Genomic DNA, 24,844 nt, shown 5'->3' with positions numbered 1-24,844 from the left:
GTATATTGCATAGCAATAAATACGTTTTTGAAAACTACAGAAGATTAGTTATTGGTAAGTAAAAAAGCCTGCGAATCATACACATCGCAGACTTTATTTCCTATACAGTGCTTACTGCTGCCAAATAACCGGTAAGAACACGCTCATTTCAGCTTCACCGCGGTTACTCCACACAAAGTAGGGTACGAATTGTGTATGCATGCTTTCAAAATCTGGCTGCGTAACATCGCGATACATACCCTTACCTTTGTCTTTGCGCAAAAGTACCTCACCGTCGATGGTTGTGACACCACCTAAGAATGAAGGCTTCCTATTTACCGTTAAGTTGGATTCACTTGGTAAATACACATCAGTAATGCTCGCTGACTCAGGCAAATCAGGAGACTCAACGCAATAAACTATCGGGCCGCGCTTAACGGCTACCTGATTGCGTACTTCCTCAATACGCTCATGACCTTCAATTAATTTAATATGCATTGGCATATCTAGTTCAATCACATCACCGGCTTTCCATTGTCGAGTAATTGTCGCGAATTCACCTGGAACAAGCGCAATATCGAGGGTTTCACCGTTAATTTTCAACGTGTTTTCTTTCGACCACTCCGGAATGCGTAGCATGATGTCAAAAGCGTCTTCTTTGCACGCATCAATAGTGATTTTTACCAAGCCTTCCCAGGGATACTCAGTGCTTTGAGTAAGCTTAAGTTCTGTGCCGTCGAGTAGTGTAGTTTCTAATGTGTTACCGCCATATAGATTCACTGATATGCCGTTGTCTGAACGGTTGTAGGCCCATAATGAAGACTTTGCAACAGTTCTCACCAAGTTAGGAGGGCAGCAGAAGCAGAACAGATAGGGCTCGCGATCTGGCGATTCTGTATTCATATTTTCGTAGTCGCGGGCATCGTTAATTTTACGCAGAGGGTTAGCGTAGTAGTACTTGGTACCACATACACTAATACCAGACATCATAGAATTGTGCATAACTAACTCCATAATGTCAGCGTATTTTGACTCGCCGTGAATACCCAGCATTCTTTGGCTAAACATGGCGTTGCAGATGTTCGCACAGGTTTCGTTGTAAGCGGTTAAGTTAGGCATCATATATTCGTCAATGAAACCTTCTTCAATCATATCCCTACGCGGAGACGCACCGTAGTGGGTTTGCCCTACGGCGCCGGTGGCGTACATTTTCTTCTGCGTGACATTTACCCACAGACGATCTAAGGCATCAATAAGCGCTTTTTCACCTGTCTCTGCGTAAACATCGGCTGCACCAGCGTAGTAATAAAGCGCCAATACAGCATGACCAGCAGCTTCAGTTTCTTCGCGAAGTGGTACGCGCTCTTGCACCATATCGCCGATAGGATAGCCAATAGTTGTTGAGTCATGCACCATTTCTGCCTGGCCGCGATTGTTGATAAATTGCTCAGCAAGCTTAAGGTAATCTCCATTCCCTACAGTTCGATAAAGCTCAACAAGACCCATAATTTGGGTTTGATTAAAACCAAAACGACGTAACTCAGGTGGGTTAGGGCCGAACTTTGATACCAGCAAATTAGCATTTTTAAGGGCAATATCTAAAAAGTTAGTTTTACCCGTCATTCGATAATGAATACATGCAGCGGTATAAAGGTGACCACAGTTGTACATTTCGTGATACTTGCGGTTTGAAAAATGTTCAATGCCATGGATTTGAATATAGGCATGAAGGTAACCGTCATCTTCTTGTGCTTTAGCAATGGTGGCTATAATTTCGTCCATTTCTTGCAGAAGCTTTTGGTCATTGTTCAATCCATACATGTAGCAGGCTGCTTCCATCCATTTAAAGAAGTCAGCGTCATGCCAGTACTCACCATCGAACTCGCCATCAAAATCTCCCGTTACGATTTTGAAGTTATTTAGAGCATGGCCAATTTCACCGGTAAGTAGGCTTCCCATATACGGAATCATAGATTCTTCACAAAGCTTAGTTTTTTCGGCCCAAAAACCGTCCTTCCATTTACATTCGCCCATGGATATAGGTTTGAGCTTTACGTTAGGGCTTTTAGACGTATCAACTTCTGTCTTATTGCGCGTTAAATTCTCTGGCATGGAAAACCTCACTACCGATAACTAAATTCATCATAAAAAAACCAGCGCATTTAGCGCTATAAAACATGCGCTTACCAAGCACTGTTTACTCTATGTTTTACTTTTTTTGTTTCGTATCTTTTCGCTGTCTTGTCATTCTCTTTTTAGCTCTATGTACTTTCTAATTGTGAAAACAGAACATGGGAGAATTAAAGTAGTGGCTCAGATATAACAACCACAGCGTTACTGACAACACAGTTTTCAACTGAGATCAATGTAAACATATGATGTTTGAGCTTTCAAGAAATATTAACATATTCACTGTTATATTTTCAGGTCTGATAGGCGTAATCCCGGAGAAGATGCGCGGGTGGTTACATATCACAAATCCTATGTTCAACTATTTCTTGTTACAAATCTGTAAATGTAGTTGAAATGCAAACATCATATGTTTATATTTGTTAGATAATTTGGTGGCGACTCAGAGTATGCCACTATGGCTGTCGTGAAAATTGAGTCTTAAAATGAAAATTGAATGTATTAAAACCTACCATCTTCGGTGTCATCTCGAGCAGCCTTTCGGTTTTTCTCAATGGTTTTACAATCAACGAAATGTACTTGTCATAGAAATCATTACTGATGACGGTATCAGCGGTTGGGGAGAATGTTATGGCCCGGCGGATGTTATTCAGGCAGCAGTAGAGAAATTCTACGCGCCTCGCATTATTGGACGGGAAGCACTTTCAACAGACGCATTGTGGCATTATATGTGGCGCGCTTCTCTAGACTTCGCAAGAGCTGGCGTTATGACAGCAGCAATGTCAGGAATTGATATGGCGCTTTGGGATTTAAAAGGCAAAGCGTTAGGCCAGAGTGTAAGTACATTAATGGGCGGAAAATGCCGAGATAAAGTACCTTGCTATGCCACGGGCATGTATTACATCAATTTACCCGAAGATAAACTACTTCCTCATCTGCTCGAAGAGGCCCAAGGCTATGTAGATGAAGGTTATAAAGCATTAAAAATTAAAGTGGGAAAGAACCCTGACTTTGATATATCTTTTATTCGCGCACTTCGCAAGCGTTTTCCTGATACGATTTTAGCCGCGGATTCAAACCATGCATTTGATTTAAGCGAAGCTATTAAAGTGGGGCAGGTTCTAGATGAGTGCAATTATGCTTGGTTTGAAGAGCCTCTATCCCCCGAACATGCGGCTCAATTCAGACAGCTAAGCGATAAATGTGTAACGCCTATTGCTACTGGTGAATGCGAGCAAACCCGCTTCGGTTTTCAAAAGCTACTCAGCGCCGGTGGCGTACAGCTAGTGCAAGCCGACTTAGGTTATTGTGGTGGACCAAGTGAAGCGCTTAAAATCAGAACATTAGCGTCGTCGCAAGGGCTTAATATGATCCCTCATGTTTGGGGAACACAGCTTAATCTAGCTAGCGCTTGTCACTTCCTTGCTACTGCTTATCACGAGCCAGGTCGAGCTGAAGAGAAGCCACTTTTTTTAGAATACGATCGCACTGAAAATCCTTTACGCGACGATATATTTTCACAAAAAGTAATTGTGGAAAATGGCGACGCTTACGTGCCTTCTGGAAATGGTTTAGGTGTTGAAATCAATTTAGACGCAATGAAACCTTATGTGTTTTGCGAAACGGAGACAAAATGAACCATACATTTAAGATGCTAATTAATGGCGAGTTAACTGGCGCAGATAAAACTTTTCCGGTATTTAACCCCTCAACTGGAGACGTGATTACCGAAGTGCCGGATATTTCAGAAAATCAAGTAATTGAAGCGTTGGGCTTTGCTAATGACGGTTTTAAACAGTGGTCTTCTACGCCGCTGGCTAAGCGCGCTGAACTTATTCTAGACTATGCTACGCTTCTTGAAGAAAACGCGGAAGATATTATTGCAATACTTATTGAGGAAACGGGGAAGCCTCGAGACAATGCAGAGTATGATTTCGGTATGCTCACGAATTGTCTTCGCTTTTTTGTTGAGGAAGCTAAGCGTATTGAGCAGCCCGTTATTGTTGATCCTGACGAGCGTTTTCACCATTTCATTCAACGTCAGTCCTTAGGCGTAGTGGTGGGGTATCTAGCGTGGAATTTTCCACTTCTTAATTTAGGTTACAAGCTAGCTCCGTCTTTAGCCTCTGGCTGCAGCTGTATTATTAAACCTTCACAAGTGACACCACTTGCCACTCTTAAGTGCGCAGAACTTGCTCATCAAGTTGGTTTCCCAGCAGGTGTTATTAATATTATTACCAGCAATAACTATGATAATACTAATCCGCTGCTGACAAGCGACACAACCGCATTGTTCACTATGATCGGCTCTACCCGGGCTGGCGTTAATGCAATGAAGACAGCGTGCACCAGCGTTAAACATTTCTCGGTAGAACTTGGTGGCAATGCTCCTGTAGTGGTTTATGATGATGCAGACTTAGATAAAGCCGTGACTGATATCGTTAACCTTAAATACGGTAATTCTGGCCAAGTCTGTGTATCACCCAACCGTTGCTTTGTTCATGAATCACGAGTCGCCGAGTTTATTAACAAGGCAGTTGCCCATGCAAGTGGCATTCAGTTAGGTACAGGTGATGACGCAGAACGTCTCATGGGCCCGCTAAGTAGCGAAAAAGAACGTGGTCGTATCCTCAAATTAATTGAAGATGCGGTAAATGATGGCGCGGAAATTGTTTTAGGCGGTGGCGTTCCTAGTGACAGAACCTCAGGTTTTTACATGGAACCGACTATTCTTACTAACGTAAAAGAAAAAATGGAAGTAGCGCGTACTGAAGTTTTCGGTCCCGTACTGTCCATTATTCCGTTCTCCGAAACTGATGACATCATTGCTAAAGCCAATGATACTGAGTTTGGTCTAGCGGCGTACGTCTATACAACGAACTTAAGCAGAGCATTTAGCGCAGCTAAAGGCATTCAGGCTGGCAGTGTGTGCATTAACGAAGCGCACTATTCTGTGCAATTACCCCATGGTGGTCTTAAGCAAAGTGGCGTGGGTAAAGACTGTTCGAAATACAGTTTGCAAGAGTTTTACACGACCAAGCGCGTCTCTATACTTATGAGTTAACCCTTGCGTAGAGAGTAAAAACCTTAAGCACGGAATTGACATGAAAACCTCCTATTTAGGAGGTTTTTTGTTATGTAGATTACTTAGAAACGTTAGCGCTAGATATGCCATTTCCTTCAACGCATTGTCCGCTTTTCAGCCTCTATAACTGATAGCTAACCTTTCACGGATTAAAGTTAGTTATTTATTGGTCCAGGGGACAGGCGACTGCGTTGAACTTTATTTCAAAGTGCTAGGCTTAACAAGAAGGAAAAAGACTCAAGTCTTTAGGACAAGCCGTATTTCCTTTTTCTGTCTCATATAACTATTCTTCCCCCAAGTTTCAGATCTCAGCGAGCTGGTGGAGCAGAAGAAGGCACTGCACTAATGTTACTTTTGATAGATACAAAAACGCGGCCCTGTGGCCGCGTTAATATCAAACAAATGTTTTGGTTTTATTGAACCTCTACCGATGAGTATTCATCAATGAGTACTTTAGCGCCCACAGGGAACCCAAGAAATTCATAGAATACAAATACATCAGTTACCACAGTCCAGTTTTCAGGGACTGACCATTCCCGATTGCCAGTAGCATCGTCGATGAACTCAACAAGCTGCCACTCAGTTGTAGGTCGAAGTGTGGACGTGAATATTCCTGCTGCTTCCAGCCTTCTGTCAAAACCTGGTCCTGTGGGGCCGTCTTGGTAAGCAAAAGGAAGCACAACGTGTCGAAGCTGAACTTCTGTTTCTGGTATTTCCTGCAATTTAACCCACATGGCAAATTTATAGGTTTTACCCACACTCGCCCCACCAAGTCCATAGGTAGAGCTATGCCAGTTGCGCTGCTTATTAAAGACTTGCTGCAAAATACGAGTAAACCCGTTATTTACATTCGTCATGGTCACTTCCAGAGCCCTTCCTGACAAGGAGTCGTCCACAGTAGATACTATGCCATCAGGTTTCCAGGGCGCGCCTTCACCATCTAGATTAAAGTCGGTGTTGAACCCTGCTGGGTGTGCCGATGTTCCTGGGTCACACATCAAGTTCTTTTCGATAATAACAGTAGCGCTTTTACTCTCTACCTCATCGCTAGGGAAAGAACCGGTATCGCCAGATAAATAGGCAACGCTTGCCTCAAATTGTGAACCTTCATTGTTTATATCGCCCGTGCTAAAGCGACCAATCCCATCTTCACCGAAATGTATTGCTTCGGCTAGAGGAAAATCAATTTCGTTAGCTGAAGACCACTCATAGGTATATTCCCCAGTAAGCGCTTCGCCTGAAGCTGGCTGTGGCTCAACATATAAACCTGCAGAAACACAAGATGGGGTAGTCTTAAAGTCGGTTGTTAAACCATTTTCATCAATGTCTTTGTTCGATAGGTTTAATGTGAACTCAGAAAACACTTCCAAGGTTACGGTTGTCGACAGCTCTGGATTGCTTAAACTTGTTACGGTTACCGTAGTTTCCCCTATGGCTAGGGTGGTGATATTGCCGTTGTCATCTATCGTCGCAATATTATTATCCGCTACGCTATAGGATAAACGTTGGTCGCACGCCTTTTGGGGCAGTACGGTGGCAAATAACGTGCCTTCTTTACCAAGAGAAACTCTAATGGGTTCCGCTGTAACGCTTTCTACGTCATCAAAAATAGCGTTCACTGTTAGCTCAAGCGTTCGTCGAGGTAAAGCTTCCCCTGGCTGCAAGTTAAAACCATTATCTACGGCAAAATCGATGGTATAGGTGACCGACGGTGGGTTATCTAAAAGGCCGTCTGGTTCAGAGCCTGGTGTCGAACCGAAGTTGTCACTGGTATCGCATGTGCTTAATCGATCAGCAAATAAATCCGTATCTACAACTAAGTTTCTACCATCTATAGTAAAAGGGGAAATGGTTTGATTGGGCTGACCTATAGAAGGGGATTGAGGGGTTCTATATAAGGGGGTAGTGCTGAACTGTAAGTCAGAAATATTGACATTCCCCTGTACTGGTTGGCCATCAACTGTCACACCTTCCACTAAGTCGATAGTTTGTTCACCCGACTCTTCTGTCATTTCTGCCATTAACACCGGCATAGATATTACAAGGGGGGAGTCTGCACTAAACTTGGGGTCAAAGCCTTCGTCCGTTCCACCACCACATCCTGTGAGTGCAACTGTTACTGTAGCAGCAAGAGCAGATATTTGTAGTAAGTTTTTCTTCATCTTACTTCTCCGAAATATGAAATTGGCCAGAATTGAATCTGGCCCAATAAGTTAAATGATTAGAATGTACCGCGAAGACCGACTCGGAATTGACGACCGAATTTAAATAACGATGCTGTACGCTCTTGAGGAATACTGCTGTCTTCGTAGACGCTGCCTTCATCAAGTACAATTTCATTGCTATTAACATTATTTGGATTGATGGCGTTTGCAGCGGTTACAAAATTTCTTCTTGTATCGTCTGTAATATTCAGCGCGTTAAACGTGACAGTCAGGTTTTTGTTGATCGCATATGAAGCACTGAAATCCAATCTATGAGAATCATCTTGCCAAAGCGATACACCCGACAACCCGCGGTTGACGAGTTGTTGGCCGGTGTAACGATGAGCTAGCCTTAACTGAATTCCATCTTTCTCATAAAACAGCGTTGCGTTTGCCGAGTGCCTAGGTGTAAAAGGTTGGGGCAGTGGTTTTAGGAAACGTCCAGAATTGCCAATTTCTACTGGGTCAGATTCTGACTTCTGGTAGGTATAGTTAATCGTTGCACCAAAACCAGACCAAATTCCAGGTAGAAAATCGTAGTTCTGAGTATAACCAAGCTCTAAGCCTTCGATAGTGGCACCTGAACCATTCTTTGATGTGTTGATATTGGCAACGTCACACTCAATTCTCCACTGTTCGAAAAATCCGGCTGCAAGTCGAAGTGGGTGGCAGTCATCTTCTCCTCCAGGGGTACGGTTTTCATCAAAATCAAGAAGAAGGTCAGAGCTTTGAAGATCAATTTCATCTCTCACGTCACGATAATGGAACGGGGTAACCACGGTTTCTTCAAAATTATCCATATCTTTGTAGAAAATAGCTGCTGACAGCAATCCAGTATTGCTGAAGTACCACTCGTAAGATAAGTCAATGTTATTTGACGTAAGCGGTCTAAGTGCCGTATTACCGGCGTTGCCCGATGCTAACCCGAACTGATTTTCACGGATAAAAGCAGAAGGATTTAGGGAGTCAAATCGCGGACGCGTCATGGTTTTAGTTAATGCGAATCGTACGATAGTGTCTTCGTTCAGCGCATAATTTAAAGTCAAGCTAGGTAGCCAAATGGAGTTTGATGCTTCATCTGACACTGGCGCGGTTCTAACTTGAACTTCTTGGCCGGTACCATTTGGACCTGTGAACGATGTACTTCTATCCAAGAAAGGCCATACAAAGCCTGTTCGGTTAAATCTCGCCCAACTGGCGGCGTTAGTTGGTACTAGATTCCCGTTTGAGTCGTAAATTTGGCCAGGTAACTCGTTAAAAACAAAGTTGCCATTTTCATCTTGAAATACCAGTCGGTTGACGTCTAGGCCTGTTTGACCGTCAGGGCCTACAACAAGAAATTGACCCGTGTTTACGTCGAACGGTATGGTCGCTGCGTTATTAAAATTGTATCCATGGGTCAACTGCCATGCCCAACAGTTACTTAATTCCGCTTCGTTTTGCGGCGCGTAACGGGTATCGCCATTGGCGATGGGTACGCCTAGAGGGCAAGGTGCAAGACTAGTGTTACCTAGATCTCTCTCCACAAATAAGTTGTACGGGTCGATAACTTGAGGGGCTCTTATATAGTTGATGCCGCCAATACCAGACGCTTCGTTTTCATCTTTTACGTAACGAATACCAATATTTCCGGTGAGACGGCCGTCCATAAATTCAAAATTAGCCTTGAAGTAGGCCGCCATAGTTTCAGTGGTGATTTCGCGAGTGCCTTGGTCGCTGAAACGCACACCAACTTCAGACGCGTCTTTACCGGAAAGTAGTTCTAATGCTTTTTGAGCGTCAAGTAATGGCCAACCTCCCCAAAACGCATTATCCCGATTAGCTTGCAAATCCTCACCGTAATTGTCATAAGGAAAAGCGTCTCCAGACAACATATCAGCAACGCGGATAGATGCTAAGCCTCTCACTTCAAATTCAGCATCAGGATCATCGAGTGCAATAAGGTCTTCACCGTTAGTAATAGCAGTATTTTTTATCGAAACGTCACGGTTTCTATGGGCATATTTTCCGCCAAATTCTATGCTTGTAATGTGATCATTGTTGAGAGCATAATCAAAGTCGATGAACAGCGACTTATTCGTATCTTCAAATTTATTTTCTCTGAATGCTAAATTTCCAAGGTGATTGTGTTGTAAATCAAACGGGTTGAAACGACTCGTAACACTGTTAGCACTCCCGTCAAAGGCATCGAACTCCGCTGGTGTACTTCCAGTAAAATATTCGCAGTCTGACAGAGAACCTTGAGTACAATCGTAGCCTACGAGTTCAAGAATATCCGACGGCATGGCCTCAACAACATTCCGACCGGCAGTTCCCCATGTTGCTGTGCCAATCGTAAAAAATGCGTCTGGATCAGCTCTATCAGGAGTTTCATCTTCAGAACCGGAATAACCCGCTCTTAGGTTCATGGTTAAATCGTCGGTAATGCTGTGAAATAGATCTAACGTAATTACATTAGTTGTAAGTTCCCGTAAGCCCTTTGCTCTATTGAAACCACCTGTAATCGAGCGACTAGTCGAGCGTTGTAATGTATTAGTTGAAAGGTCAACGACATTCAATGCGACGTTATTGTCTTCAGGGTGAATAAGAGGAGTTAACGGCGCGATGTTCATAAACATGCGATGGTTATCGGTAAACACTTTCTGGTTCGTATGTGTAATATCAACCTGAAGCATAGTGTCGTCACTTACTTCATACTGAATGCCTGTGGAAATAGAAAGTCTGTCGCGCTGGTCGGTATTTAAGTTGTAATTGATAAATTCACGACCCATCACAAATAAATCACCTTCAACCAAGGTCTGGGTTGAAGGGTCGTAGTTTAAAAGGCTCTCTATCGGGTTCAATAGTGGCTGGCCGTCTTCGCCAAGGATAAGCTCACCACTGTTGTCTCGCTGATAGCCAAGAACGCGAATTGGTTGGCCTGTTGCTAAATCCGTGGCTGGACGAGCTCGGCTGCCTTCATCAAATGCATCTGCTATTTGTATAGCTTGATTTGCCCAATCTGTGTCTATTCTGTCAACGCGAGTGTTTTGTCTATCTTTTGTGGCAGTAATAATGAAACCCAAACGGTCATTAAATAACTTCTCTGAAAAGCTTCCCACAATTCGATAGTCTTCATCGTCAGCAAATTCGTTATGCCTCCCTTCGAAAGTAAAAGAGCGACGGGGTTTGTTTAACGATAAGGGACGTACGGTTTTTAGTTCGATATTAGCACCAAGAGAACCTTCGTCTTGGTCGGCCGCAGCTGTTTTTACAACATCAATAGAGGATAGAATATCTGCCGAGAAGGAACTCAAGTCAACACTGTTATTATTAACACCATTGCCTCCACCTCCGCTCAAACCGCCTGTTAAGGCCACACCGTTAATAGACACTTGGTTTAAAGAAGGGCCAGCACCGCGTACCGATATTCTGGTACCTTCTCCCGCTTCTTCTTGTACAGTAACACCAGTAACGCGAGAAAGGGCATCCGCTATATTTTGGTCAGTTGATTTACCCACATCTTCTGCATGTATCGAATCAGAAACGCTGTCGTTAAAACGTTTAGAGTTGACCGATTTCTGTAAACTTCCTTTTATCCCCTGAACTTCTATAACTTCAATATCAGACTCTTCGTCTTTAGTTACGGCACGTTCAACCAATTCTTCGTCCGACTCTTTGGGGGCTTCTTGTGCCCACAAAGGCTGACTCAAACAAGACGCGACCACCACACTTGTGATCGCATTAAGCTTAAATTTTCTATACATATGGTTTCTACCTAGTTTGAGCGTTCCAATTTTTATCGAACTAACAACAGTCAAGTTCCCCAGATTATCTCTTCGCGTACCGCTGCTTGGAAATACAACGTCATTGTGAAGCTGAACGGGCCTGAAGACTTGATCGGTACCCCTTCGCACCTTCAGGTTCTAACTATCGCTAGATGTTACTAGTTTAAACATATGATGTTTAATATTTCAATTTTAGTTCACAATTTATTAACCGTTTTTTTAGTTGGACTATTTATCGTTCTGATAAATATAGAAATTAATTTTTTTATGGAAAGACGGTTTGATGATGGTTTTGTTAAGTAAAAACGTAAGAGCAAGCATTTGGGCAAAGTGACAACGTAATTCTTTAACCCTAAAACGAAAAATCATGTCAGTTACTTGTTGAAAAAATGTTAAACAAATGATTATATCAAACATGATATGTTTAAGTTGGGTTACTCAAAAAAGGAAAAAATATGCTGAATAAAAAACAAACCACAGTGGTGTACTGGTGTTGTATCACCCTATTAATGCTCGCCTTATCTCTTTCAAGTAAAGCTTCAGCCACGCTGATAAATAGCAATTTCGACAATGCGCTTGACGGATGGCAAGGGCAAGTCGACATTTTCGATGGGGCAAATGAATTGTTTTTCGTTGATATAAATAATTTTTCCGATTTTTCTAATAACTTCTCTTCGAATGCAGGCACGCTCTCTCTATCGACGGACTTTCAAGGAGCCGATGAAATTTTTGGAGTGTACCTTTTTCAGTCATTCACGGTAAGCGCTTCAACGCACTCACTCTCACTGGCATTCAGCGCAGCTGCTGATTTCTTTCAGGTTGCATTGTTCGACAGTAGTAGCAATCTTCTGCATGACTTCAATACCGATGGAGCAACTGCTGATTTATCAGTGCTGCGTGGACAACAGGTTTCTCTAGAGTTTGCAGTGGGTGACACGAACTTTTCATTAGGTGATACGCTAACTGTTTCTAATATTCAACTGGCTGATTCCTCAGTAGCAGTTTCAGAGCCGGTTAGCTTCTCCCTATTGCTAATAGCCTTCGCTGGGCTGTGGGTTCGCCGCAACTTTGTGACATCGACTTGGGTGGAAATAAAAAAAGAACTTCGAGTCAAACACTTCGCTAATTTGTATCAGGGAAAATACCATGTTTAATCAACAGCCAACTCTTAGCAACATTGTGTCTAAGAAGCTAAGTATTTTTAATAAAAAACTTATACAAAACTTCATTGGTAGATCTCTTTACCACGCCTCCTCACGTTCAACACTGTCTTTGTTAAGTGCTATACCCGCGTTATTAACGTTAAATGTCGCGCAAGCCCAAGTGGCGGAAGTCATGCAGTGGGAAGTTATAAGTGACATCGTTGTGGAACAAAGTGACCGATATGTTGAGCGAGGTGTAGGTTATTTTACTGAAAACACCTTTACTTTATCAGGGGCGGTTAGCCAAAGTGATACGTTACGCTTGGTCGTCACGCAAAGTAGCCATGAGGTGATAGAGCCAGACGGATACAACAACCTCAATCAACCATACTTTCGTATAACGGGTGCTCAGAACAGCCACACTATTTATTTTGGCCCAGCCCGGAAAGCGTTTTCCTATGACGTTGAGCTTCAACAACAAATTCAACCGAGTAATGCTCTGACATTTGCCTACGATTTTAATATTGACCAAGTACAGCTTGAAAATAACAACTGGGAGGGTTGGGTGTATCCCACGCGTAACCGAGGTGAAATGGTATTTGAGGCTGAAATTGGAAAAGATCAAACAGGAGCAATTAGCTATACAGACACAAGTACTAATGTAAATATCACACAAAATGGCATTAGATTTAACAACCGTACAAATCAACCCAATATCAATCCATGGACTACCTTACTGGAAGGTGGCATAGGGAAAAATATCAATTCAGTCTCGCTGTGGGTGAAGGTTGCAAAAGCGCAACCTGGCAATGTAACGGTAAGGCACAATCTTATTCCCTTTCCCGTGATTGATGACAAGAAAGGACCAACCATTAATGCAGGTTTAGATATCGGCCCACAATACGAAATGATTATTCCGGGTTCCGAAAATGGCAACTGGGTGCAAGTTGAATTTATTGATACTAAAACCGGCTTACGTAGTTTTACTATTCCTGATACGTGGCGTCACTTTGATGGCGAGTCATCTATTCAGGTTTATCCTCAGTTTTTGTTTGACGGATTAGATGTGGGTGACAAAGTCACCATAGACAACTACGCAATAAACGAAGTGCCTTTGGAGGAGGCTTGCTGTGAACCAGTGAATGATAGTGACAGCGGTAATGGTGAAGGCGACTCTTCAGGAGGAAGTGGTAGTACACCAGACACTAACGAGCCAGATTATCAACTCGGAGATATGCTTAACTTTAACTATACGTTTGATGAGAATAACTTGGCGCCAAACCAAGGTAGTCAAGGCTGGGTATATTCTGTTATCGACAGAGGAGCACTTAGTTTTGCCGATGGAGAAGGGAGAAATGGCGCAGCGCTTGTCTATGAAGATACAAGTGAAAATGTGAATCCAGAGCAGAACGGTTTTTACCTTCAGCAATGGAATAATAGTCCGTTTACCGCCAGGTTTGATAACCACGGTCACATATTAAAAGAAGTGTCTTTGTGGGTAAAAACTGACTTAGTGTCTGAAAAGGACATTGAACTTATTCACTACCTCCTTCCTTATGGGTTGGTTTCAGGTAATAAGCGTAATAATTATCCTGCTGCAGTTGAAGCGGCGCCACGTTATACAGGGACTATTCCAGCGAACAGCAGGGGCTGGGTTCAGTTAACATTAACGCTCACTTCCGATTCAGAAGGCGATTTTATTATTCCATCCACGTGGTCGGGCTATGAAGGGGACGAGTTCAATATTTACCCTGAATTTAAATTTGCTGGCACCGAAGTAGGGGATAGAGTTTATCTAGATGACTATTTTGTTTTATCAGAAGTCGGCGAACCGCTACCCATCCCCACAGATTTCACTATTGCATACGACTTTGAAGAGGCAACAGTTAGCCAAACCAACGGATGGGGTTTTGTACTTGCCGATTTTGGTAGTATTAGCCTAGAAGATAATGGTGGTGTGAATAGCAGTAGTGCTATCAGTTATACCGATACCAGTGTCAACACAGATATTGTTAATCAGTCTTTATTGTGGCACAAATGGGGCAGCGCTAACCCGTGGAGTCAGGCTTTAGGTGGTGGGGCTGTTGACACAGAAATTCAGTCTGTAAGTTTAAATGTAAAAGTCGTAAAAGGCGTAGGCAATTCTAGTATAACCCCAGTAACGGTAAAGCATCACTTGTTACCGTGGAATGTAACGTTAAGCGGCGGCAAGTCGGGCAAAGTTGCTGCGGCGCAGGCTATAACCGCTGACTACACTGCGACGGTTGAACCTGAGGATTTCGGTGACTGGGTAACAATAACCTTTATAAATGCGAACAATAATGAACCTAGCTTCTCTGTTCCGGAAAGCTGGATCCTCACTACGGGTAAAGATATTACTGACGTTCTTCCATCCTTCTATTTTGGTGGGTTAGAAGAAGGGGATAAGATAATTATCGACGATTATCTGCTAGTGGGTGACAACGCGCTAGCCAGAAGCGGTGAAATTGAAAATGACGTCCCGTTGCCTGAATACGGCTATCATGATGGTAGCGGCACTTACACGGTAACCCCCAGACCTGAACCTATCAGCTTTGAAGACTCTAGATTCTTTACGCCGCCATCAGCAATAGGTGTTCAGCGTGATTTGCTAATTGATTATGCAGTTAATAATCAGGATTCAATTGATGATACTCAGGTTCTGCAGGAAGCGCTTGATGACATAAGTAACAATTTAGGTGGAGGTACACTCTTAATTCCTGCCGGCGACTATTACTTTAGAAGTGTACATCTACGGTCAAATGTTCAAATTGAGGTACATGAAGATGCACGTTTCTATATGGCACCTGGTGGTGGCTACAACACTTGGATGTTCGAAATGGGGTTTGGGGACCAGGGTAAAGCAGAAAATGTGAGCATGGTTGGCCTTGGCGAAGGTTTTACTATCGATTTGTCTATCGACAGAACGCCAGAACCCAATGAGCGCATCGCTGTATTTAGAATGGGTGACATAGAAAACTTCAGGTTTGCTAATTTTACAATTGAAGATAACAAGACTATCTTCGCTTCCTTCTTGGTTGGCGTAACACAGCGAGATAACGACCTCCACTGGCCTGTAAACGGTATTATTGAAGACATCACTCAGCACAACTCATTGTTCGGTTACGGGCTAGTTCAGACTTATGCTGCCGATAATATTCTGTTCAGGAATCTTCATAGCGAAGGCGGTATTACGCTAAGAATGGAAACAGATAACTTAAGTATGAAGGACTTCGGTAAAGGCGGTATTCGAGATATTTTTGCTGAAAATATTCAAGGAACAGATTGTTTAGCCCCCGTTATGTTTGGCCCTCATTTCCAAGAAAATGGGTCGGTACAGGTCAATGGTGTTGTCTCCAACGGTTGTGGTTTTGCCGTAAGGGTAGACGAAGGGTTCGTTGAACTGTTTAGCCCTCAAGGTGAAAGTTATACAAGGAACCAATGGCGCGATGAAGTTAACGCTACTTATGGTGATGGCTGCGCTGATGTGACTTATGCTCGTGGTGCAAACCAATGGGCTACCCGAATTACGCCAACCAAAGTGTGTTTAGATGCAGTGCATAATCGAACTAAACTCAAACCAGGGTGGTTTGAAGAGTCTTATGTTTATAACGTTACGGCTAATTTCGATATCAATGCTCACTTGAAGCTAGATAACTTAAATTTCATAGCTAACTGCGACAATATCTGTATTGCTTCGCCTGAGCAATGGTCGAGAAGAGGACAAATTTTCCTCGGAGATTCTGTCGCCGCTATCGTAAACGAGCAAAAAGAAGGTGTGGATTATAATTTCAATATTAATATTGATGACCCCTCATTTAACGGCTTTCCTAATGCGCATTACGAAAAGCTAGACAGCCTTTCTGTGCCGTTATCTTCGTGTCGTTCTAATTACCAAACCGCATTATCAAACTGTAGTGATGTAAGGTGGTATTAAAAGATAACCACTTAACAAATGAAATAGACAAGGGGGCTTAATTGCCCCCTCTTTTTATATTGAACAAGCATAAATGTTTAAAAATACTTAACATTCATAAAACATATGATGTATATTAAGGTCGTATTTTATCCGTGGTGGCGGTGGGTTCTTTTCATCGCAACGCATCTCATAGAGAAGAAGATAAATGTTTGTTAAAAGTCAATTCATCAGCACTGCTATAGGCGGCGAGTACTATAAAAACAAAATATCTAAAGTGCTCTTAGCTGTACTGACTACTAGCGCTTTCGCATGTGCAAATGGTGTGGAGCAAACCAAGGTAGGCTTTAATAGCGAAAATATTAGTAATGAGCGCATCTTATTTAAGCAGGAGGGAAAACATCTACCTCTAACAAACAGCAGTTTGCGCAAGTGGGATGTAGCTACAGTAGCTGACCTTGACCAAGATGGGTTTCCTGATCTTTTGCTAAATGACCATGGTTTTAGCTTAAAAGTGTTGTGGAACAACAATGGCCGGTTTGCAAAACCGTATGACCTAATAATGGGGGATATGCACGGTATTACAGCAGGTGATTTTGATAAAGACGGCAGTATCGAAATAGCTGTTTCCAGAGGCGGAGGTTCAGGGAGTAACGCCAGAAATACCAAGCTTTTTCGGGTAGAGAAAAACCGTGAAATTACAACGGTGCCAAATTTAGAACAACCCATGCCTTTTATGCGTGGGCGAACGGTGAAGTTTGTCGACTTAAACCAAGATGGGTGGCTAGATTTACTTAACTTTGCATTTCCTTCTCGAGAGATGCAGGGAAAAAGTGAAAGCTATATATTTAAAAATATCCAGAATGGCCAGTTTGTTGAGGAAACAAAACTGCCCGCGGTAAGAGGCGATGGTCAGAAAACACTCATCACTGACTTCAATAACGACGGGTTACCCGATTTAATTGTATACGGTAACGATGAAGCCAGAGCTTATCAAGCGAATGATGCGTTCGAATACAAAGATGTGACGAGCAGCGCTTTTCCTGTTTCGATAAGTAATGTCACAAGTATCAACGAATTTGATTTTGATAATGATGGCGACTTTGACCTATTTGTAACCCGCTCAGTCGAGTATCAACCAGGGCAAACATTTTACGATAAAAAACTTCAATTATTAGGCTACTACTGGTTGCGAGGAGCACATAAGTTTCCTCCTTTTCATGCAGGTCCAGTAATCGAATTACTTAACTTTCAAAGTCAGTGGCCAACTAAAGACCTATTTATTGGAGAGTCAGCTTACCCCTTTGCGTTTGAAGGTGAGACCCACATTGGACGAGACGTTCGTCTTGTAAATAGCGATGCACTTGGGTTCCCAGATATATTAGACAAAAAGGGCGCTTATATTGGCTACATTGGGAATGGGCAATGGCAGTTCGCCACGGCAACGTTTTCAATTTCTACTGGGGTAATTAAAGGGGTTACCGCTTACCCTGAAATGCCAAAGCCAGAAGCGTTAAGCGATATGCTGCTTTTAAATACCGGCGGTACATTTGTTGATAACTCAGCACAAGCGGGAATTACCTATCAAGAAAATACGGTTTCGTCAGCGGTAGCAGATATCAATAATGATGGCTACAGCGACCTTGTTATAGCTAAAAAAGGCGACCTCATTCACTCTAATAATGCGCTCACTTTTCTTAATGAAAAAGGAAAAGGTTTCCAGGCTATTACTGCTCACGGTATTACCAGTGAAGAACTAGGTGCACTAGGTCTTGGAATTGAGCCATTAGACTACGACTTAGATGGTGCTGTTGACCTAATAATAGGTAATGAGCGTGGCAAGTGGCACCTATTGCGCAACACCAAACCACACAATAACTACATTGGTATACACGTTCCACCCTCGCCAAAAACAAACGCTAATTCAGGAGGTGCGGTAGTAGAAATAGAGGCATGCGGAAATAAGCAGAAAAAGAAAGTAGGGCAAACCTCAGCAGCATATTCTTTGAGTTCAAACACGGCGTTACACTTCGGTTTAGGTAAGTGCACTGGACCGGTTAAAGCAAAGATTTCATGGAGCAACAATGAGCAATCTACACGAACCTTTACCACGGCAAATACCTATGTTGGTTGGTGAATTCTAAATACGGCATGGAAAATAGCTTGACTAAATTATTACGCTTATCGCGAATCAATTAAAGGCATCGTTATAATGGATAAAAAGAAACATATTCTGATTACGGGAGCCTCATCGGGGATTGGACAAGCGCTAGCCCAACAGATAGCAAACGAGTCTTTCTTATTAAGTTTGTGTGGTCGGAATGAAGAAAAACTACAGAAATCGCTAGCTGCGTTGCCAGATAAACGCATATACAGTGAGAGTTTTTGCCTAACAAATAAAAAGCAAACAGAAGGTTTTATTAAACGGGCTATCAAAACACACGGCGATATAGATGTTTTGGTTAACTGTGCCGGACTGAACAATGTTAGAAAGACCGGAATTGAGACAGAGCTTTCAGAGCTAGATTGGTTGATGGAAGTTAATTGTTATGCGCCTATTCATTGTATGCAAACCGTCGTTCCTGTTATGCAATCTCGTAAACTTGGAACAGTAATTAACGTACTTTCTACCGCCTGTCATTTTTCAAATCCAGGCATAGCCGCTTATACGGCGAGTAAAGCCGCTCTTGATGCCTATACAAAGGTAATGCGTAAAGAGCTTCGAAAAGACAACATTAAGATGTTATCCGTCTATCCCGGCGGTGTCGATACTCCATTTAGAGAAGCTGAACGCCCTGAATATCTAAAAGCCGAAGACGTAGCTAAGGCTATTTTTAATTTAATGCTGACTGCCGAACATGCTCACGTGCATGAACTCATTATCCGCCCGCAGTCAGAAGAGAATTTTTCTTAACGTTTTATATGCATATTTTTGTTTAAAAAGGACAGCGAAATGGCGTCGCGAAATCATAAAACTCTTAATGTATTGGTATCGTTTTTATTAATGATTACCTTGGCATCACTTGCCCATGGTACTGAATCGAAAGAGGGAAGGCCCTCAAAGGAACATAAAAAACCGAATATCGTTTTTATCTTTTCTGACGATGCAGGCTATGGTGATTTTGGCTTTAACGGTAGTAAGGTAATGAAAACGCCCAACCTTGATCAATTAGCTGCCGAGGGAGTTCGGTTTGAACAGGGCTATGTTTCAGACCCCACGTGCGGACCTTCTAGAGCAGGCTTACTGACGGGGCGCTATCAACAACGTTTTGGTTTTGAAGAAAACAACGTTCCTGGCTATATGAGTAAAAATTCTGCGCTGGATGGCGATCAAATGGGCGTTCCTGTTGAAGAAAAAATGATGTCTGACTACCTAAAAGATCAAGGCTATACATCTGCCTATTATGGGAAATGGCACTTAGGTGGGGCAGACAAATTCCATCCCCTCAATCGCGGCTTTGATGAGTTCTATGGTTTCCGAGGTGGCGCGCGCAGTTATTTTGCTTATGAAGAAGGCAAAGCGCCTTCAAAGCTAGAATTGATGGAGCGCAACTTTGCCCAATACCAAGAGCCTGAAGGGTATTTAACGGACGAACTTGCCGATGAAGCGATAGATTTTATCGAGCGTAGTACAAAAGCGGACAAGCCATTTTTTGTTTTCCTTTCGTTTAACGCGCCTCACACACCGATGGAAGCAACAAAAGAAGACTTAGCTAAATTTCCTAACTTAACGGGCAAACGCAAAACGGTTGCAGCCATGATGTATGCTATGGATCGGGCATCTGGAAAGGTACTAGACACGCTGGAACGCTTAGGTATTGAAGATAACACCTTGGTAGTTTTTACCAATGATAACGGCGGCCCAACAGATATGAATGCTTCGGACAATTTCCCGTTTAGTGGAACGAAATCTAATCATTTGGAAGGTGGTGTAAGAGTCCCATACGTTATGAAGTGGCCAGGCATATTCGAACAAGGTACTAAGTATCCACATCCGGTTAGTACCTTAGACTTACTTCCTACGTTCTATGCTGCTGGTGGTGGCGATACATCAACATTAGAAAATATAGACGGCGTTAACTTAATCCCTTTTGTTAAAGGCAACTTGCAAGAGCCCCCGCATGAGTTCCTTTATTGGAAAAAAGACACGCGGGCAACTGTTCGGGCTGGGAACTGGAAATTAATGCGCTTTCCTGACCGCCCCGCAGAGCTTTACTACATCAATAACGATGAAAAAGAGTTCAAAGACGTGGCGAGTGAAAACCCAGAACTAGTGAAAATGCTGTTTAAGAAAATATTCGAATGGGAATCTACGTTAGAGCGACCTCGTTGGTTACTTGAGCGCAAATTCGAAAATTACGATATCGATCGCATGGACCATTACTGGCACAAGCCAACTGACGAAAATGAGTCAGAAGGTAAGCTGTTAATTCGCCCCGCATCTGCGCACTAGAGGTAAATATGAGCAAGGCACATTGGTACAAGGAAGCAACACTGAAGCGTTTTGCCGGTTTGATGCTGTGTGCAATCGCTATTTTGGGTTGCACACAACTAAAAACAACGCCAAAGCTCTCCAATTTCGAGAATAACAATACGCTTTTTGCTAGAACTAGCGACGTAATCCCTTTCACTACGTCTCTTCAAAGAAAGTGGGGCGCTGCGGTTACCGCAGATGTCGACCAAGACGGGTGGGATGATGTAATAACAACGCAACACGGTACGAATGCACTTATTTATTGGAATAATGAGGGAAAATTTTCCGAACCTGTTGTATTAGTAACAGGCGACACACATGGCTTGGGAGTGTCGGATTACGATGGCGACGGCAATATAGATATTGTTGTATCTCCCGGTGGTGGCGATGGGGGAAATCCTAGGCGACCTGTATACTTTAGTGTGGATACGCAGCGAAATATCACTAAAGGTGGCACGTTCTCACACTTTAGTGCCAGCAGAGGGCGAGCTATTAAGTTTTTAGAAGCCAATAGCGATAACAAGTTGGACTTATTCACAACGGGTTTCGCGCCCAAACGGGTGAAGTCGTTAACCACTAATCAACTGTATCTGAATTCAGGGACAAGCTTTTCACACCCATTAACCTTGCCTATCCCTCATGATGCGCTTTCGGTAAAAGCGCTCGTTACTGATGTAAATAACGACAATATTTCCGATGTCATTACCTTCGGAGGTAAAGACATGACGCTATCTGTAGGCCAAGGAGACGGAAACTATGTCGATAAAACAAAGGAAGCTTTAGGTGATTTGGCTAATACCGACAATGTGATCAATATTGCAGAAATAGACTATGACAACGATGGGGACTTTGACCTATTTCTCGCACGCAGTCCTTATCAATTTCAACAAGAATCTTACTATGACCCTAAAGCTAAAAACTTTGCGTTTTTTGTGTTCAGGGACAGCTTTATGTTTGAAGATATCACCATTGAAGATGAAAACCTTATCCTGGAAAACATCCAAGAAACCTATGCAACTTATGATATTCAACTAGGCAGCGAACGGAAGGTTGTTGAAGCAGAGCGTACTGCGCACTATATGGATGGACGCCTTGAGATTACACCTAGCGATGCGATGGGGTGGCCAGAACATGAAGTACTTAAGGGTATGCATATTGGCTATATGGGAAACGGTAAATGGCGTGTTGGTGGCGTAGTTAAGTCCCGCTTGTCGGCGGTAATAAAAAATGTTGTTGATCACCCTGGGGAGATTAAGCGAAAGCCTATGCCAGCACTTTTACTCGAGAATCGTAGCGGTAAATTTGTGGATGTTACTGATAGTTTAGGTATTGATATCCAAGAACAAACTACGAGTGTTGCTGCGGCCGATTTCAACAATGATGGCTTCATGGATTTAGCCATAACACCCTATGGGAACATGGCGCTGCCCGTTGAGCATTACGTATTGATGAATAAGCAAGGTAAAGGGTTTAAAAAGCTCCTACATGTTGGTTTAACCTCTGATGAAGTTGGTGCTACAGGTGTTGGAGTAACCGCCTTTGACTACGACCAAGACGGCCGTATGGACTTGGTTTACGGCAATGAAAGAGGGCGCTGGTATTTAGCTCAAAATCAGATGCCGGAAAATGCTTTGGGTAACTTTATCAAAGTAGAAGTGGGGCCATCTGCCATCCAACAAGCTCAGCCAACAGGTGCAAAAGTAACTATTATGGCTTGTGGGAATCAGCAAACTCAACGTGTAGGTGCCACTGGGGATGGCTTCCACCATATGCTAAATAGCAAAATGCATTTTGGTATTGGTGAATGTAATGGTGTTGATAATGTGCATGCCATCTGGGCGAATGGTGAGAAAAAGTCAGTAGGAAACATCGAAGCCGGAACAAATATTAAGCTTTAGAGAATGGCGTACATACCTTCAATAACTTGAACAGCTATAAAAGATAAAGTTAACGGTATTTCATAGTAGGTAAAAGTGAATGTTTGAGCTGCTTTGGATAAAAGGGTATTCAAAGCAGCTGCAGAGTTTTATCCACTAATAAATATCTTCAGGCTTTTGCCATACGCGAATATACTCAATTTCAAAATCTACCACACCATCATGCTTTTTGCCTTCAGGGCTGTTCCTTTCTAAATCCTCTAGACTATTTGGGTAACCATGCCATGGGAAGGTTTCCATATCGAGCCACAAATTAATAGGCCGGGTGGCAACGTATCCATTATAGTCATCAGGAAGGCCTTCTCGGTTTTGCTTAGCCCATGCAGTCGCTTGTTCTGGCGTCACAGATGAAAATAGCTCTCCATCAATATAGTAATTTATGCCGTCCTCGCTCCATTCAATACCGTAAACATGAAAGTCATCAGCCATTCTAAAGCCGAGTTGTTTTCGTTCTGTGTAGCTGGGTTTGCCGCCGACAGGTTTTTCCCAGTCGCGAATAGACCACCATAGTTCGCTGTCTAAATGGTCTTTGTTAGGGTCTTCTCGGCTGTCGCCAAACGACTCGAAAAAGTCGAACTCCATTTTTGGTCCCATAGACCAAAACGCACTGGTGACTTCCGCATCGGCAGACTTACTCTTAATTTCAATATAGCCATAGGTGAATGAACGGCGACCTATAAAACACGGTGTGGTGATATTTTCGTGCTTCATGGGTTCACCAAACGTTGGCTTTCTAATCTCGTCAGTAAATGGGAAGTCAGGCTCCCAGCGCGCTTCAAGCATCAGCTTGCCATCTTCTAAGCGATAGTTACGGCCTGAAAACTGTGAAGGAGCCCGACCTTTCCACACCCATTTATCTGGGTCGTCAGGATGAACATATTGTGGTTTACCGTCTTTAAATTTGCCAACAATAAACCATCTGTCTTCATCTACTTTATCAGCATCAAATTCATCACTTACTTCTTTATTTAGTACCCAACCCCCTTTGTTCATAGGGTCGGAAAGGGGGAGTACGGTGTTTGCATTTGTGCTGCAAGTGACACCTGAACTTAACAGACATATGCTTAAAAAAGTGATTTTGATATTTTTAGTTTTCATTAATGGGCTTCCTGCAATTAGCGCTTTATCTATTCTTTCGGTTCAAAGAAACGAACATAGTCAACTTGTACTTGCTCGGGTAGAGCGCTGTCGTCTATGGCGGGAGTATTGCCTAGAAAAGTGCCTAAGCCAGTGAGCCAAATGTGCACGTCATTATGCTTATAGCGAGCAGCAGGAAACTGGGTTTCACTTACCATTTTTCCGTCAAAATAGTAACGAACATGGGTTTCTGTAAACTCCATGCCATAAATATGAAAGTCGGTAAGTAATGTGCCTTCGTTGAAGCGTATTTGTTTAGTGCCTACTTTATTCTGAGTACGGCCTTCATCTTCGGTACCTGGCTCAGGTTTCCATTGGTGTGCATCCGTTTGGTAATGCTTAGGATCGATAGAGTCATTCTCGAAAGGATCGAGCTCGATATGGCTCTTAAGGGTCGGGTCATCCAATGGATTGAACGCAAGACTGTCGCTATTTTCATGATTTTGGAGATATTGCATCATCCAAAAAGAGGTATGCCAACCTGCTCCACTTGGAGTTTTCAAGCGTGCTTCATAAAAGCCGTAGCGAAAAATGCGTTTAGAAATTATGCCTCCGCCCGTGTATTGCACGACTTCAGCAGGTGCCTCACCTTTCTTTTGTCCAGGTTGAAGCCATTTATTGCCGGGGCATTCTACGCGCTCCTTCTTTAGTAAAATACGGTAAATCCCATCAGACACTACATTGTTTGCTTTTTCTTGTTTACTCCAATGTTTGCAATCTAAGCGGTATTGCCATTTACTTTCATCAATTGCGTTACCACTGAATTCGTCATGCCAAACTAATTGGTAGGCACGGACTCTATTCTCGTTGAGAATAGGAGAGACCTCAGGCGCATGTTCAATTGAGCAGGCATTGCAGAAGCCTGCTACTACGATTAAAGAAGCAATTCTATTTTTTTTCAGCACCACCACCTCCGAGGTCACTAGGACTACACTTTTGATTGAAATAAAAACAATTCTATTTAAACATAATATGTTTGTGTTTGTAATATTATTTTAACAGAAATGCACACGAGGCAAGAAAAGTTACTTTCTAATCGCAACGTGTTTTGAAAA

The 24,844-nt window shown here is 42.8% G+C and carries 13 protein-coding genes; 8 read left to right on the top strand and 5 right to left on the bottom strand.

The window, feature by feature from the left end:
• Nucleotides 1–111: 111 nt before the first annotated feature.
• Nucleotides 112–2,091 (bottom strand): glycoside hydrolase family 127 protein, encoded by a 1,980-nt coding sequence (locus JN178_RS12775; RefSeq protein WP_202261901.1) that lies wholly within the window; start codon nucleotides 2,089–2,091, stop codon nucleotides 112–114.
• Nucleotides 2,092–2,594: 503 nt separating this feature from the next.
• Here JN178_RS12775 and JN178_RS12770 point away from each other — a divergent pair.
• Both JN178_RS12770 and JN178_RS12765 read left to right on the top strand, forming a co-directional pair.
• Entirely contained in the window at nucleotides 2,595–3,746 is a 1,152-nt protein-coding gene (locus JN178_RS12770; RefSeq protein WP_202261900.1) for a mandelate racemase/muconate lactonizing enzyme family protein, read from the top strand.
• On the top strand, nucleotides 3,743–5,173 hold the full coding sequence (locus JN178_RS12765; protein WP_202261899.1) for an aldehyde dehydrogenase family protein: 1,431 nt from the start codon (nucleotides 3,743–3,745) through the stop codon (nucleotides 5,171–5,173). Before JN178_RS12770 ends, JN178_RS12765 begins: the two co-directional genes overlap by 4 nt.
• Before the next feature lie 434 nt (nucleotides 5,174–5,607).
• Here JN178_RS12765 and JN178_RS12760 read toward each other — a convergent pair whose 3' ends face one another.
• Nucleotides 5,608–7,356 (bottom strand): Ig-like domain-containing protein, encoded by a 1,749-nt coding sequence (locus JN178_RS12760; RefSeq protein WP_202261898.1) that lies wholly within the window; start codon nucleotides 7,354–7,356, stop codon nucleotides 5,608–5,610.
• Between the two features lie 59 nt (nucleotides 7,357–7,415).
• Nucleotides 7,416–11,144 carry a TonB-dependent receptor domain-containing protein gene (locus JN178_RS12755; RefSeq protein ID WP_202261897.1) on the bottom strand — a complete coding sequence of 1,243 codons (3,729 nt, stop codon included), beginning with the start codon at nucleotides 11,142–11,144 and terminating at the stop codon, nucleotides 7,416–7,418.
• Between the two features lie 476 nt (nucleotides 11,145–11,620).
• On the opposite strand from JN178_RS12755, the gene JN178_RS12750 reads away from it, so the two are divergent.
• From JN178_RS12750 to JN178_RS12725, 6 genes are all read left to right on the top strand, one after another.
• On the top strand, nucleotides 11,621–12,319 hold the full coding sequence (locus JN178_RS12750; RefSeq protein WP_202261896.1) for a hypothetical protein: 699 nt from the start codon (nucleotides 11,621–11,623) through the stop codon (nucleotides 12,317–12,319).
• Complete coding sequence (locus tag JN178_RS12745) at nucleotides 12,312–16,262, top strand: hypothetical protein (protein ID WP_202261895.1); 3,951 nt, start codon at nucleotides 12,312–12,314, stop codon at nucleotides 16,260–16,262. The genes JN178_RS12750 and JN178_RS12745 overlap by 8 nt, the downstream gene beginning before the upstream one ends.
• 187 nt (nucleotides 16,263–16,449) lie before the next feature.
• Nucleotides 16,450–18,378: a CRTAC1 family protein gene (locus JN178_RS12740; protein ID WP_202261894.1), complete on the top strand. Its 1,929-nt coding sequence runs from the start codon at nucleotides 16,450–16,452 to the stop codon at nucleotides 18,376–18,378.
• A gap of 75 nt (nucleotides 18,379–18,453) precedes the next feature.
• A complete protein-coding gene (locus tag JN178_RS12735; protein ID WP_202261893.1) occupies nucleotides 18,454–19,155 on the top strand; it encodes an SDR family oxidoreductase in 702 nt (233 codons plus the stop codon).
• 39 nt (nucleotides 19,156–19,194) lie between these two features.
• The gene (locus tag JN178_RS12730; RefSeq protein WP_232369565.1) at nucleotides 19,195–20,694 is read left to right on the top strand and encodes a sulfatase-like hydrolase/transferase; all 1,500 of its coding nucleotides are present in this window, start codon (nucleotides 19,195–19,197) and stop codon (nucleotides 20,692–20,694) included.
• An 8-nt stretch (nucleotides 20,695–20,702) separates the two neighbouring features.
• A complete protein-coding gene (locus JN178_RS12725; protein ID WP_232369564.1) occupies nucleotides 20,703–22,613 on the top strand; it encodes a CRTAC1 family protein in 1,911 nt (636 codons plus the stop codon).
• A gap of 135 nt (nucleotides 22,614–22,748) precedes the next feature.
• On the opposite strand, the gene JN178_RS12720 is transcribed toward JN178_RS12725, so the two are convergent.
• Both JN178_RS12720 and JN178_RS12715 read right to left on the bottom strand, forming a co-directional pair.
• Nucleotides 22,749–23,750: a family 16 glycosylhydrolase gene (locus JN178_RS12720; protein ID WP_202261892.1), complete on the bottom strand. Its 1,002-nt coding sequence runs from the start codon at nucleotides 23,748–23,750 to the stop codon at nucleotides 22,749–22,751.
• Between the two features lie 29 nt (nucleotides 23,751–23,779).
• Complete coding sequence (locus JN178_RS12715; RefSeq protein WP_202261891.1) at nucleotides 23,780–24,694, bottom strand: glycoside hydrolase family 16 protein; 915 nt, start codon at nucleotides 24,692–24,694, stop codon at nucleotides 23,780–23,782.
• Nucleotides 24,695–24,844: the final 150 nt, after the last annotated feature.

The sequence above is a fragment of the Alteromonas sp. KC3 genome, from assembly GCF_016756315.1.
Classification (GTDB): Bacteria; Pseudomonadota; Gammaproteobacteria; order Enterobacterales; family Alteromonadaceae; genus Alteromonas.
Note: the sequence above shows the minus strand (reverse complement) of the source record. Positions and strands in the feature narration are given on the sequence as shown.

Bases quoted from the DNA above. Each gene is read 5' to 3' on its own strand.
- JN178_RS12745 (WP_202261895.1), top strand. From the start codon at position 12,312: ATGTTTAATCAACAGCCAACTCTTAGCAACATTGTGTCTAAGAAGCTA.
- JN178_RS12750 (WP_202261896.1), top strand. From the start codon at position 11,621: ATGCTGAATAAAAAACAAACCACAGTGGTGTACTGGTGTTGTATCACC.
- JN178_RS12735 (WP_202261893.1), top strand. From the start codon at position 18,454: ATGGATAAAAAGAAACATATTCTGATTACGGGAGCCTCATCGGGGATT.
- JN178_RS12730 (WP_232369565.1), top strand. From the start codon at position 19,195: ATGGCGTCGCGAAATCATAAAACTCTTAATGTATTGGTATCGTTTTTA.
- JN178_RS12725 (WP_232369564.1), top strand. From the start codon at position 20,703: ATGAGCAAGGCACATTGGTACAAGGAAGCAACACTGAAGCGTTTTGCC.
- JN178_RS12770 (WP_202261900.1), top strand. From the start codon at position 2,595: ATGAAAATTGAATGTATTAAAACCTACCATCTTCGGTGTCATCTCGAG.
- JN178_RS12765 (WP_202261899.1), top strand. From the start codon at position 3,743: ATGAACCATACATTTAAGATGCTAATTAATGGCGAGTTAACTGGCGCA.
- JN178_RS12720 (WP_202261892.1), bottom strand. From the start codon at position 23,750: ATGAAAACTAAAAATATCAAAATCACTTTTTTAAGCATATGTCTGTTA.
- JN178_RS12760 (WP_202261898.1), bottom strand. From the start codon at position 7,356: ATGAAGAAAAACTTACTACAAATATCTGCTCTTGCTGCTACAGTAACA.
- JN178_RS12755 (WP_202261897.1), bottom strand. From the start codon at position 11,144: ATGTATAGAAAATTTAAGCTTAATGCGATCACAAGTGTGGTGGTCGCG.
- JN178_RS12740 (WP_202261894.1), top strand. From the start codon at position 16,450: ATGTTTGTTAAAAGTCAATTCATCAGCACTGCTATAGGCGGCGAGTAC.
- JN178_RS12775 (WP_202261901.1), bottom strand. From the start codon at position 2,091: ATGCCAGAGAATTTAACGCGCAATAAGACAGAAGTTGATACGTCTAAA.